At 70.1% G+C, this 10,911-nt stretch carries 13 protein-coding genes and 1 pseudogene; 5 read left to right on the top strand and 9 right to left on the bottom strand.

Features of this window, described 5'->3' with window-relative positions:
• Window positions 1-149: 149 nt before the first annotated feature.
• Window positions 150-908 carry a transposase family protein gene (locus tag ACIQKA_RS23245; protein ID WP_402542285.1) on the bottom strand — a complete coding sequence of 253 codons (759 nt, stop codon included), beginning with the start codon at window positions 906-908 and terminating at the stop codon, window positions 150-152.
• Here ACIQKA_RS23245 and ACIQKA_RS23240 point away from each other — a divergent pair.
• Entirely contained in the window at window positions 907-1,122 is a 216-nt protein-coding gene (locus ACIQKA_RS23240; protein WP_402542283.1) for a hypothetical protein, read from the top strand. The two genes, ACIQKA_RS23245 and ACIQKA_RS23240, sit on opposite strands and share 2 nt — an antisense overlap.
• Before the next feature lie 15 nt (window positions 1,123-1,137).
• Here the strand turns inward: ACIQKA_RS23240 and ACIQKA_RS23235 are convergent, their stop codons facing one another.
• Complete coding sequence (locus ACIQKA_RS23235) at window positions 1,138-1,605, bottom strand: hypothetical protein (RefSeq protein ID WP_402542281.1); 468 nt, start codon at window positions 1,603-1,605, stop codon at window positions 1,138-1,140.
• Window positions 1,606-1,752: 147 nt separating this feature from the next.
• Window positions 1,753-1,902: a hypothetical protein gene (locus ACIQKA_RS23230; protein WP_402542280.1), complete on the bottom strand. Its 150-nt coding sequence runs from the start codon at window positions 1,900-1,902 to the stop codon at window positions 1,753-1,755.
• A gap of 799 nt (window positions 1,903-2,701) precedes the next feature.
• On the opposite strand from ACIQKA_RS23230, the gene ACIQKA_RS23225 reads away from it, so the two are divergent.
• Window positions 2,702-3,049, top strand: a complete 348-nt coding sequence (locus tag ACIQKA_RS23225) for a PRC-barrel domain-containing protein (protein WP_402542278.1) — start codon at window positions 2,702-2,704, stop codon at window positions 3,047-3,049.
• Window positions 3,050-3,171: 122 nt separating this feature from the next.
• On the opposite strand, the gene ACIQKA_RS23220 is transcribed toward ACIQKA_RS23225, so the two are convergent.
• Window positions 3,172-3,387 (bottom strand): hypothetical protein, encoded by a 216-nt coding sequence (locus tag ACIQKA_RS23220; protein ID WP_402542277.1) that lies wholly within the window; start codon window positions 3,385-3,387, stop codon window positions 3,172-3,174.
• Between the two features lie 307 nt (window positions 3,388-3,694).
• On the opposite strand from ACIQKA_RS23220, the pseudogene ACIQKA_RS23215 reads away from it, so the two are divergent.
• Window positions 3,695-3,853: pseudogene (locus ACIQKA_RS23215) on the top strand (DUF6207 family protein); the annotation flags it as partial.
• A 100-nt stretch (window positions 3,854-3,953) separates the two neighbouring features.
• Here ACIQKA_RS23215 and ACIQKA_RS23210 read toward each other — a convergent pair.
• The 3 genes from ACIQKA_RS23210 to ACIQKA_RS23200 all read right to left on the bottom strand — a co-directional run bounded on the left by ACIQKA_RS23210 (window position 3,954) and on the right by ACIQKA_RS23200 (window position 6,289).
• A complete protein-coding gene (locus ACIQKA_RS23210; protein WP_402542276.1) occupies window positions 3,954-4,433 on the bottom strand; it encodes a hypothetical protein in 480 nt (159 codons plus the stop codon).
• Between the two features lie 241 nt (window positions 4,434-4,674).
• Window positions 4,675-5,118, bottom strand: a complete 444-nt coding sequence (locus tag ACIQKA_RS23205; RefSeq protein ID WP_402542275.1) for a hypothetical protein — start codon at window positions 5,116-5,118, stop codon at window positions 4,675-4,677.
• 361 nt (window positions 5,119-5,479) lie between these two features.
• On the bottom strand, window positions 5,480-6,289 hold the full coding sequence (locus ACIQKA_RS23200; RefSeq protein ID WP_402542274.1) for a replication-relaxation family protein: 810 nt from the start codon (window positions 6,287-6,289) through the stop codon (window positions 5,480-5,482).
• A 560-nt stretch (window positions 6,290-6,849) separates the two neighbouring features.
• Here ACIQKA_RS23200 and ACIQKA_RS23195 point away from each other — a divergent pair.
• A complete protein-coding gene (locus ACIQKA_RS23195; RefSeq protein WP_402542272.1) occupies window positions 6,850-7,452 on the top strand; it encodes a cadmium resistance transporter in 603 nt (200 codons plus the stop codon).
• A gap of 239 nt (window positions 7,453-7,691) precedes the next feature.
• Window positions 7,692-8,162, top strand: coding sequence for a hypothetical protein (locus ACIQKA_RS23190; RefSeq protein ID WP_402542271.1), 471 nt, complete (start codon window positions 7,692-7,694; stop codon window positions 8,160-8,162).
• Between the two features lie 549 nt (window positions 8,163-8,711).
• Here ACIQKA_RS23190 and ACIQKA_RS23185 read toward each other — a convergent pair.
• Window positions 8,712-9,038: a hypothetical protein gene (locus ACIQKA_RS23185; protein WP_402542269.1), complete on the bottom strand. Its 327-nt coding sequence runs from the start codon at window positions 9,036-9,038 to the stop codon at window positions 8,712-8,714.
• A complete protein-coding gene (mobF, locus tag ACIQKA_RS23180; protein ID WP_402542268.1) occupies window positions 9,035-10,846 on the bottom strand; it encodes a MobF family relaxase in 1,812 nt (603 codons plus the stop codon). Before mobF ends, ACIQKA_RS23185 begins: the two co-directional genes overlap by 4 nt.
• Window positions 10,847-10,911 lie beyond the last annotated feature (65 nt).

The following is a 10,911-nucleotide window of genomic DNA, read 5'->3' as shown; positions in this document are numbered from 1 at the left end:
AGATATGCGCCGACCTCCACCTCGGCCTGCTCCAACTCGCCTGCAGCATCATCTGCTTGCGACGCCTTCGAACCTCATTCTGAAACGATCAGTAACAAGCTCGTGCACGGTAAGCGGTGAGACGTCGAGGGCTTCGGTGGGACCGGTGCTCACCTCTGTCGTCGGGGGACCAGGTCTGCGGTCTGCTGCTGGGACAGCAGGCCGGCGACGGCCTGGACGCTGTCGCTGATGTGCTCACGGCGGCCGAGGTGGCGGACCAGTGCCCGCCGGTTCTTCAGGTGGGCGATGCCGTGCTCGACCCGGATGCGGCGCGAGGAATGCGCCTTGCGCTGTCGCTCGTGCCTTTCCTCGTACTGGTCCGGGGCGTTCTTCTTGAACTTCCGGTGCGGGGGTGTCACCACACGTCCGCTGGTCTGGGCTGCGAGACCTTGGGAGCCGGCATCGGTGAGGATTTCGACCGCTGGACCGTCGACCAGGAGCTTGACCAGGTCCAACTGGCGGGCGTGGGTGATGTCCGCGCAGCTTCCGGGCCTGGTCGGGCTGCAGAACAGCATCCGCCCGTTCTGGTCGGTGAGGGCCATGGTCTTGACGGCGTTCTGCTTGTTCTTGCCGGAGATGAACACGTCGCGGTCCTTGCGTCCGGCGGCTGGCTGTCGGACCCGGATCCCGGTGCCGTGGATGATGCCGGTCTGGCCACTGGCGCCGAGATGGTCGACGACCTCGGCCAGGGTTCGCAGCCGGACGCCGGGACTTACGGTGCACCCCCGCTCGGCGAGCAGGGGCTGCACCTCGCCGACGGCTCGGGTGATGGTGGAGCGGTCCACTTCGAACCAGCAGGCCAGCACATCGTGAGTGGCCGCGTGACGGAGACGGACAAGGGTGGCCAGGAGTCGGTCGACGAAGACCATGCGGTGTTTCGCGCCGGCGCCGACTGGACTCGCCCTCACCGGCATCCTCACCGCCCTCACGTACGGGTGGCTCCTCGCCTCCTCCAACGGCCACGACTTCGCCTACTGGCTATTCCTCACCCTGATCGTCGCCACCAACCTCGGCGCCTTCTGCGTGATCCCTTACGTCCTCGTCCTCGGCACCGTCCGGCGTCGCTGCCCCTCCGAGCCGTAGCCACACAGGCCCGGCCTACGGCTCCCGATTCCGCGTACCCCACCGACCGGCGAACCCCTCCAGGGCGCGGCGCTGCCGTTCCTCGCGGGCGATCTGCTGTGCGAGGACGCCGCGGTCGATGTACGGGTCGACGGCGGCGAGGACCAGGCGCTGGAGTTCGTCCAGCTCCAGCGCCTCCACTTCCCACTGGACCGGGTGCTCGATGTCGAAGCCGTAGCGGCGGGCGAAGGCCGGCCACCGCGGGGCGCCGCGCTTGCCCTCGGTCGCCGGGAGGCCGTACGCGCGCATCTGCTCGCAGGTGAGCAGCACCCGGGTCACCGAGTCCCAGCAGCCCGTCCTCTGCACCCAGTCGCGCTCGATGTCCTCGCCCGAGCAGTCGAAAACACCGACCACGAGTAGCCGGGCTCCGCGGTGCTCCCGGTTGACGCGGTCGCGGACGGCGTCGGCGTAGGACTGGGAGCTGAAGCCACGGACCACGAGCACGGGGATGCCCGCGAACTCAAGCCAGCCGGTCAGCTACTGCCGCAGGGTGTCCTTCTCCGCCACGGCGTACAGAGCGTGCTCCTGGCCCGCCGTGCGGTCCAGGCGGAACCAGGCGGGCATCTCCCGCACGAAGGCGTTCGCGCTCGGTCAGGCCGGCGGGACGTGGACTTCGCGGACGGTGTCGATCAGGTCGGGAAAGCGGCCCTCGCGGCGGGCCTGGGCCAGCTGCGCGGACAACCGGTGGTACATCGGCGGCGTATGCGGCAGCACGCCCTCGGCCACGAGCCGGTACATCACCTGTCGCAACGTGACCTTCAGCGCGAGTACCCGTCCACGATCTGCCGCGCCCGGTCCACGACAAGGGGCCACCGGATCCGTTCACGAGCCATACCGGTACATGTACCCCTCCGCGCGGCCGCCGGCCCCCGGGATACGGATAGACCTCTCCCCTCGGCTATCGCGAGGTAAGAGGTGTCGTTCTCCGAAAGGGGCTTGCCCACGGGCTCTGACCTGCACGAATGGAAGATCACCAAATTCGGGGGGTCCCACTCACGGTCACACCTGCGGTCCCCCGCCTAGTACGCCTGTGCAGACAACCCTCCAGCCACCCTTCGGTGCAACCCCCTGCGGAGGAACAGCAGGGAGGGCAGGTTCGGTCTCGGGTGTGCTACCTGCACCTGACCAGAAGGGCATCCAGGGCCGGGGTCGGCCTCGGGGGAAGGCTTTCCGGCGGGCCCCGCGTATGCGTGCGCGAAGGAAGCGAGCCGGGCCGTAGCCACCCAGCCTCACGCCGGAGGCCGGTACCGCCAAGTGACACACGCCCGTCCCAAGGCCCTGGCCCCGGCAGGACCCGGGAAAGGCAGGCGGGACGAACGCGACCGCCGCTGCGCCCCTTCCCTGGGGCGAGGCAATCCCGGCCTCAGCAGGTAGTCATCTTTCGTGCCGACGCCGCGCGGGCTCGCTTCCCATCCCCAGCCACCGGCTACCTCTAGATTCGAAGGAGATCATCTCCTACGCATGGATGAGTGCTTGGTGGACACGCTGCCCAAGCACGACCTCACGTTCCGCACGACGGGTATCGACCAAGGAGTCCTGAATGAACAGCGAAATGTGGACCTACGTTCCGACCGCCGGTCACGGCCCCGACACCGACCTCACCGGGTACAAGGTCGAAGCCGCCGACGGGCACATCGGCAAGGTCGACAAGCACTCCGACGAGGTCGCCAACCAGTACATCGTCGTCGACACCGGCGTATGGATCTTCGGCAAGGAAGTCCTGCTGCCCGCCAGCACCGTGACGGCCATCGACAACGAGGAGCGGCGGATCCTGGTCTCGCTCACCAAGGAGCAGATCAAGAACGCCCCGGAATTCGACAAGGAGAAGCACCTGGGCGACCCCGCCTACCGCGACCAGCTCGGCGGCTACTACGGCTCGGGCCACTGAACCCGCTCAAGAGCCACACTGACTCTGCAGGATGACGACATGGGGCAGTGTCCAGGCACACGCGCTGCACCGATGACTCGGCGGCACCGCTGCCACAGTCGATGTGCACCCCTAGCAGGGGATCAGCGGGAGGGCTTCCAGGCTTCCGGACCGGCGCCTCGCCACCCCACGAAGCCGGGATCGGTGAGGTCCACGTCCTCGGCGTTCTCCAGCCCGGCGGCCGTCAGGAACACCCTGATGTCGGCCGGGCGGTGCGCAACCCCGATGGCCACGCAGTCGTAGCGCACCCGGCGCCAGCCCTGCTCGTCGGGCGGGTAGACGATCAGCTTCGCGGGCATGCGCCCAACCTGTTTCCGTCGCACCCCACTGGCACCTGGCCGCGCGCGAACGGGTGAGGTAGCAGAGCGCGACTACCAGGGAAAATCCCCACCGGTGGCTTCGGCCCCGGAGTACGTTCGGACGTACGGGGTGTGGCCCTGGCCACCAGGGCCGCGACAGAGGCCGCACCCCGACAGCTTCCCGCTGGGCGCGCCTGGCGGCCTGCGCCGGGTTGCGCTCCTCGTGCGGGTGGAACTGAGGCCGTCGGCGAACCGCCTCACGCTCACCGCCGTCGCAGCGGTCATGAAGCCGATCGACGAGTAGCACATCGCGGAGCCCGGCCTGGTGGTCCTGGACATCGCCTGCGGGGACGAGGACACCGTCCGGGCCGTCATAGCCATGCTGGAAGAGCGCTGGGCCACATCGGGGGTAGGCCCGGTGCGGCGGGATCCCGGCGAGCCCGATGTCCGAGCCCGGATCTACGCCGACGTCCTGCGCCCGGGCCGGAAGCCCCATAGCCACAGGCCCTGGGCAAGCCTCCACCCAGAGGGCTTGCCCAGGGTCGCCTTGGGCTTGCCCAGGGTGCTCAGACTTGTCCGGTGGCCGGCTCCCACAGCGGGTGGGCAAGCCCGGTGCCGTCGCAGTGGAAGCACCGGCCACCCCCGGGCGTACTGCGGGCCGCGATGGTGTCGACGGCCTGGCGCAGGAGCCGGGTGAGGCCGTCGACGTGAGCCGGGTGCAGGGCGGGTTCGTGGCGCTTGCCCACTATGACCTCCAGGGCGACCCCAGGCCCGGCGTAGCCCAGTTCCGCGGTGACGCCGTGGGTGAGAGTGCTGATGAGGTCGTGGAGGTGGCCCATCGTCTCCATCCCGGACAGCTCCACCCGCGCGGTGAACAGGACGTTGTCCGGCTCGGTGAGAGCCAGCAGCGCCTCCGGCCGTTCGAACGGCACGAGGCGGCCGACCGGATCGCGGTGTGCGGCGTGAAGGCGCGCCAGGGCCAGCCACATGTCGCCCGCATCGCTCTGCCCGAGCACCGCCGGGATCTCTTGCTTGTTTCGTCTCATGGCTCCGGTGTACGACCGGGAAGGAGGCGTCGGCCGGCTCCGGGCCGCCGCGTCCCAGACGATGACGCCACGACCTCAGGAGCCGTCCCGCCACGCGATCCGAACGCTGGGCAAGCCCTCCGAACCGAGGGCTTGCCCAGCAGAAGCCCTGACCGGTCGGCAGGACGGGCGTGACCGATCCGCGTCGAACCACCGGAACCGTGACGCCCCCTGCCTGGGCCCCGGACCTGTACGGGGCCGGTCAGACGCCGACAGGCCACATCTCGGCAAGACGTTCCTCCAGCTCGCGAACGAACCCCCGGAGCCTGGCCGTACCCCCGTACATGTCTCCGGCCCCCAGGCGGCCAGTCTCAACGTCGTAGTACACGTGCGCCTGGCCGTGGCTGCGCCCGGACCGGGACCGGATCCCCAGTTCCGCGAAGAAGCCGTTGATGGAGACGACCTTGATGTCGGATCGGCCCGCAGCGACTTCGCGCACGATCGCGGCGAACTCCGCTTCCGGGCTCCGCTCCGGCTCCGGCGCCCCGTCGGTGGCGATCGGTTGCCCGCCACTGTGCCTGGCGAGCAGAGCGAACGCGCTTATGGCGAGGGCCCCCAAGGCGAGCTTCTTGGCGACGTTCGTAGCGCGCCGCCAGGCGGTCGGGGTGTCCTCACCGTCCTCGGGGGTGTGAGGCTGATCGGTCATGGTCGAGGCCGCCTTCCGGTGCTGGAGAGCCGTCAGACTAGCGGCCGCCGGTGCCGGAGCGGAGGCACATGTAAGAGATCCTCAGGATGGCCGAAGGATCATCCGGTCGGCGGGCCGACCGTGACTGGTCCGTCTCCCGCGATCGGTCAACCAGCACGTCAGCGCCCTGACCGGTCCATACAGTTCCCGGCCTGGGCAGTGACCGGTCATCGGTCACACGGCATCGGTCAGCCGCGCCCTGGCCGTGAAGGCCGGTGGTGGCCGTGGCCGATGCCGCCCTGCCGGCCAGCCCTGGCCGAGGTGGGCAAGGCGGTGTTCAGGATGGCTTGCCCAGGCTCCCCTTGGGCTTGCCCAGCGCCGGTCAGCGGCCGGCCGGCTCGGGGTAGCGGGAGCGGCGCCGGTGTGGGTCGTCGATGCCGATCTCGCACCAGGGCTCGCCGCGCTGGAGCCGGGGCAGGGTGTTGGCCCACACCGCGATGGTGATGCCGCGGACGGCGGCAGTGAGCGCCTGGAGGCGAGTCTCGAGGAGGTGTTCGGCCTTCCCCGCCAGGACGACGTGCAGCCGTGGGAAGGTGGTGGAGCGGGTGTAGCGGTGGCGCTGCCAGAACGGGTACGTCCCGCCGATGGTGCCGCGGGCTCCCTCCCAGACGCGGTGCCCGGCGTAGCGCTCGTAGTCCCAGACCTCCTTGGCGAGGCGGGCCCGGCTCATCGATCCGTTGTCGAGTTCGAAGAGGCGGACCTCGCTGGTCTTCGTGGGCACGGCGAGGACGGCGTCGGTGTTGAAGGACAGGCCGGTCTGCTTGATGGCGTGGTTGACCTCCACCTGCCAGTCGGTCAGGTACTCCCGGCGACCGCGCAGGACGGTGTCGGTGTAGGCGAGGATCATGTCGGTCACCGCGAGCCCGTGCGGGCCGAACCCGGCGCGAACGGCCTTCGCTCCGGTGCCGGCCTTCGGTCGTGCCGGTAGTTCGTTACCGTCGGTCAGAGCTTTCTGCCCTGCCGGGGTGAGGTTCCAGATCTTGTGCTTGCCGTCCTTGCCGTTCGTCTCCGCCAGCCCACGGCTCTCCAGTTCCACCATCGCCCTGCGCACGTACGACCGGCCGTCCGACTCCTCCGCCGTGATCATTTGGGCCATCTGCCGGACCGTGGCTATCCGTACACACCCCAGCATCCGCAGAGCATCGGCCCGTACCTTCCCTGCTGTGGGAGTGGACTTCTTCGCCTTCGCTGCTGTCTCAGGGTTGGGGAGAGAAGTGTCGGCGTGCCGGGCAGCCCCCTGACGGGCGGTGTGAGCTGCGGTGATGGGCACGACGTTGGAATCGTTCACGGCACTGGACGCGGCACCGGCTTCCGGACCGTCTGCGGGGTTCTCAGCACCCCTTGACCAGGTCGTGCCTCGCTCCGGCTCGGGCTGCCGGGCGCTGCTGGCGTACGTCATCGTTCAGGCTCCTCACACGGGTGGCGCGGAACTCCGGGCAGAGTTCCGCATTCACCTGCTACAGGTGCCGCCGAAGCCGATCGTGTGACGCCCGTTATCGAGCCGTGATCATTCGGTGGGTGCGGTGTAGAGCGTTCGGTGACAGTGGACCTGGACCGATTGCCATCGAAGTTGAACTGCTAGCCGGTTCGTGACAGGGAAGGCTGATCACGCTGGTCAGGGTGGCTGCGGTTACTCATCCGAGACCGAGTACGGTCATCCGGTCTTGTCCTTTGAGTAGAGCGGGCCGGTTCGTGAACCTGGGCGTGATCGGGCAGGCGGCTGGGCTGTTCGCCGTCACCAACATCGACGACATCCTGATCCTGGCGCTGTTCTTTGCCCAGGGCGCGGGGCACCGCGGTTCCACGCGCCGCATCGTGCTCGGCCAGTACCTGGGGTTCGCCGCGATCCTCGCAGTGGCGGTGGCCGCCGCGTTCGGCGCCACCTTCCTGCCCAAGTCGGCCATCCCCTACCTCGGTCTGCTGCCGCTCGCCCTCGGCCTCAAAGCCGCCTGGCAGGCGTGGAAGGACCACCGCGACGGCGGCGAGAACAACGAAGCCGAGACCAAGGAGGGCGGGCCAGGCTCGCTGGAGGTCGCCGCGGTGACCTTCGCCAATGGTGGCGACAACATCGGCGTCTACGTCCCTGTGTTCGCGACTGCGGGCGTCGGCGGGATGAGCGTCTACGCCGTGGTCTTCCTCGTACTGGTCGCTGTCTGGTGCTTCGCGGGCAAGTTCTTCGCTACCCGCCCGGTCATCGCCAAGGCCCTCGCCCGCTGGGGCCACGTCCTGTTGCCCGTCGTCCTGATCACCATCGGTCTGCTCATCCTCATTGAGGGCGGAGCCTTCGGACTCTGAGCCAGCAGCGGCCTTTCCCCGGCCGTCGCTCAGCGTGCAGGGACGGAGATCTCTCCCCCGGCGAAGTGGGCGGTATGTCACACCTGGCGGGCCGCGTCAAGGAGAAACGCACCGCCGTCCGAACCAGGACAAGGAGGTGGGACCGTCGGTGCGCGAACTCTGTCCACAGGACCGCTCCTCGAGTCTCGGGACCTGGGGCCGTCGCGATCCGCGCGGTGGCCCGTACGTGAGGAGCCGTCATGCCCGACACCACTGCGCCGCTCACCCCGATGACCCCGCACGCGGCGATCAGCGCGTTCAGCTACCTCTGCGCCGTCCGGGCCCAGTATGACGAGGCCGCCCGCGAGTTCGCCGGCGCCGAGCCGCGGATGGCCGAGCTGCTCGTCGACGCAGTCGAGCGGATCGTCGTCCCCGTCACCGCCCTGCCCGGCCCGGAGGCCGGCGAACCGACCATGGAGATCTTCGCCTTGGAAGCTCTCGGGCAGGTCCTGGTGGCCACCTTGCGAACCTGGGCGCAGGCCGGGCCGGAGCCCGCGGAGGGCATCGCCTGCGCCGTCATCGACTTCGTCCTGCAGTTCCTCACCGACGACCACGAGGACGTCGCCGATGTCCTGCGCCAGCTGGAGGCGGTGGGAGTGGGCCAGGCTCTCGATGCCCATCCCGCACCTGCCGAAGCCCACCCGGTGGGTGCGCGCCTCTCCATCGTGTAGTTCGCGGCGGGGAGTGCGACGGTGCGCACCGCACCCATCGGGTGGCCTCCATCCGATGGGCGCACCGCACCGCACCAGGTGTGCTTCCGCGTTGGCGGGGCCCTATCACACACCCCCTTGACCAGGCTCTGATCGGCGGCCGCAACCGGCTGTGTCAAGGAGAAACGTGCCCCTGGAGAACGTGGTCAAGGGGTGCAGCCGCACCCGGTCAAGGGGGTCGGTGGAACCTGGTCAAGGGGTGGTGCGGAGGGTGGACAAGGGGGTAGGCCGAACCTGGACAAGGGGTGGCGGGGCAAGGGTGCGGATGGTGCGCACCCGGTGCGGTGCGGGACATCGTGGTGCGCCCGAGAGTGGAGTCCACCGTCAATTAGGTGCACACTGCGGTGTGGACTCCACCGCGTGCTCCACCGCGTGGGTGGAGTCCATCGAGTGGAGTCCACCGTGAGGGTGGCGCCCACTGGGTGGAGGCCACTGGGTGGAGCCCACCCGATGGAATCCACTCGGTGTCGACTTCGGGGCGGTCCACTCGGTGGATGGTGCTCGGCCTCGTCACCACAGCCAGGCGTTCGAGTGCCGCATCCGGGACAGGGCGCGGGCGTCGCGGCGGGCGGCGGCACTGCCGATGCGGTTCTGCCGGGGCCGGGGCCAGCGCGCCTGGGCGCCGTAGAACCGTCGGACTCCCGCCGCCTTGAGCCGCTTGCGCTGCTTGGCCAGCTCCGCCTTCTTCGCCTTGATGGACTTCGGCTTTCGGGGCCGCTTCCAGATCAGCTGCCAGTCCGTCGGCGGTGCGTACGCCTCGGCGCGCTTCTGGGCGGCCTCCTTCAGCCGGGCGGCAACGGCTTTGATCTTGGGGTCCACGGGCGGCGTGGTGGTCATGCGATTCCTCCGGTGGGTGGTGTCCGGCCCTGTGCGGGCTGGACAGGCTGCTGGGCGCTCGGCGGCAAAGCCGCCACGGACTTGGAAGAGGGGTGAGGGGCGGCGGCTCGTTCCCGGACCCCGGCCTGAAGCCGGGCGGCCATCTCGGCCATCTCGGCGGCTGCGGCTTCCAGCGTCCGACGGGTCAGCTCCACCGCGGCGACGTCCGTCGTCGGCTCCAGATCCCGGCCGGCCCTCCGCCCGGGGCGGGGGCTCAGGGTGGTCGGCACGGCGACGGTGTGTGGCCGGGGCCGGGAGTTCAGGCGGTCCGCGCGGCGGGCGGCGTGGACCCGGGCGGTCAGTGCGCCGGCAGCGAGACGGGCCCGCTGGTACGGGGTGGCGGACCGGTTGCGGGTCAGGGGGCGGAGCACGGCCTGGTCCTCGGTGTCGCGGGGGTAGAGGGCGTGGAGGTCGGCGGTCATCATCCGGCCTCGGCCGACTGGGCGGGTGTAGGCGTCGATGGCCGTCTGGACAATCTGTTCGTCTAGGCCGCGCTGGCGGGGTCGGCCGCGCAGGGCGTAGGAGAGGTGGCGGCGGGCTTCGGCGAGGAGGTGGCGGTGTGCGAACGCGCCGCGCATCACGTACACCACGGCGATGGTCTCGGCGGCGGCCAGGGCGACGTCGACGAGCGGGCGCACCCGCGCCCAGATCGCTGCTGGCGCTGCTTGGGCGTGCTCCGCCAGCCGTGCGACGACGTCGGCTCCGTAGGCTCGGGCCGCCGATTCCCGCCAGGTATCACGCAGCTCCGACAGCGCCCGCAGTTGGGTGCGCTTCGGTGAGCGGGTCTGGTCGGCGGCCTGGCAGGCGAGCGCGTAGGCGGCCCGCTCCCCCGGCGGGTGCCCCTGCCGCTCCTCGTACTTGGCCGTCAGGAGCGGGAGGGCGTCGGCGATCTGCTGGCGGCGGGTGGACTGCCAGCCGATCAGCCGCCGGTCGATCCCGGCGATCTCCATGACCGGGCGGCGGCCGGGCGTCACCTCGCGCGGCTCCCACGCCCACCCGAGCCTGGCGGAGACCTCCTCCATGAGGAGCAGGGTGTAGAGGGCATCGGCCGCGACGATGTGCTTCATCAGGGCGTCGGCTGTCTGGTTGCCCCATGTCCCGTCCGGCCGCCGGGCCCGGATCGACACGACGGCGTGGTCGTGGAGCAAGGGACGAGAATCGGTGGCGCGGGACTCGTAGTGCCGGAACACCGCGACGATCAGCCCGTCGCGAACCCGGGCGCGCTTCTTGCCGCCGCTCTTCCAGCGGATCTCCGCGACCGCGTCCTCGAGCCAGGCCAGTGTCTTGTCCCGGGCGATGTCCTGGCACAGCTCCAGTACCCGGCGGGTCTCGTCGTCCATGAGCCCCCACGCGATGTGCACCGTCGGCGGCGCCCGGAAGACCAGGTCCATCCCCAGCCAGGCCGTCCGCTCCTTCGCGCTTTCAGTCTCGGGGGAATAGTTGTGCTCGATGGGCCTGCCCAGCACGGTCGCCCGCCGGGCGCGGTCCGGGCTCTCCCCCTGCGCCAGGAGCTCGCGCTCGATCCGGTCGGCGTCCGGGTGCCGGCCCTCCCCCAGGAGCAGCTCGGCCTGCCGCTCGCTCACCACGTCCCCGGCCGTCAGGCCGAGCACGGTCAGGCCGCGGCCCTTCCACACGCCGGGCGGGACACCGGCCTCGTCCTGGGCGGCGCGCAGCGACGTGGCCGCCCGGCGGTGGCCGTCACCGACCATCACGCCACGGAACAGGTAGCGCACCCCGGCCCCCGGGCGAACTGGCGACATGCTGATCATCAGCCCATGAAACCCCGCCGCTGACCTGCGCAGAAGTGTGATCCGGGGTCGGTCCCGCCGGGCGG

It is taken from the genome of Streptomyces sp. NPDC092045 (assembly GCF_044756005.1).
Taxonomy (GTDB): Bacteria; Actinomycetota; Actinomycetes; order Streptomycetales; family Streptomycetaceae; genus Streptomyces.
This window is presented reverse-complemented; position numbering and strand designations above follow the sequence as displayed.

Excerpts from the sequence above, each read along its gene's own strand:
- ACIQKA_RS23240 (WP_402542283.1), top strand. The coding sequence starts at position 907 with ATGCGGTGTTTCGCGCCGGCGCCGACTGGACTCGCCCTCACCGGCATC.
- ACIQKA_RS23245 (WP_402542285.1), bottom strand. The coding sequence starts at position 908 with ATGGTCTTCGTCGACCGACTCCTGGCCACCCTTGTCCGTCTCCGTCAC.
- ACIQKA_RS23225 (WP_402542278.1), top strand. The coding sequence starts at position 2,702 with ATGAACAGCGAAATGTGGACCTACGTTCCGACCGCCGGTCACGGCCCC.
- ACIQKA_RS23220 (WP_402542277.1), bottom strand. The coding sequence starts at position 3,387 with ATGCCCGCGAAGCTGATCGTCTACCCGCCCGACGAGCAGGGCTGGCGC.
- ACIQKA_RS23210 (WP_402542276.1), bottom strand. The coding sequence starts at position 4,433 with ATGAGACGAAACAAGCAAGAGATCCCGGCGGTGCTCGGGCAGAGCGAT.
- ACIQKA_RS23205 (WP_402542275.1), bottom strand. The coding sequence starts at position 5,118 with ATGACCGATCAGCCTCACACCCCCGAGGACGGTGAGGACACCCCGACC.
- ACIQKA_RS23200 (WP_402542274.1), bottom strand. The coding sequence starts at position 6,289 with ATGCTGGGGTGTGTACGGATAGCCACGGTCCGGCAGATGGCCCAAATG.
- ACIQKA_RS23190 (WP_402542271.1), top strand. The coding sequence starts at position 7,692 with ATGCCCGACACCACTGCGCCGCTCACCCCGATGACCCCGCACGCGGCG.
- ACIQKA_RS23185 (WP_402542269.1), bottom strand. The coding sequence starts at position 9,038 with ATGACCACCACGCCGCCCGTGGACCCCAAGATCAAAGCCGTTGCCGCC.
- mobF (WP_402542268.1), bottom strand. The coding sequence starts at position 10,846 with ATGATCAGCATGTCGCCAGTTCGCCCGGGGGCCGGGGTGCGCTACCTG.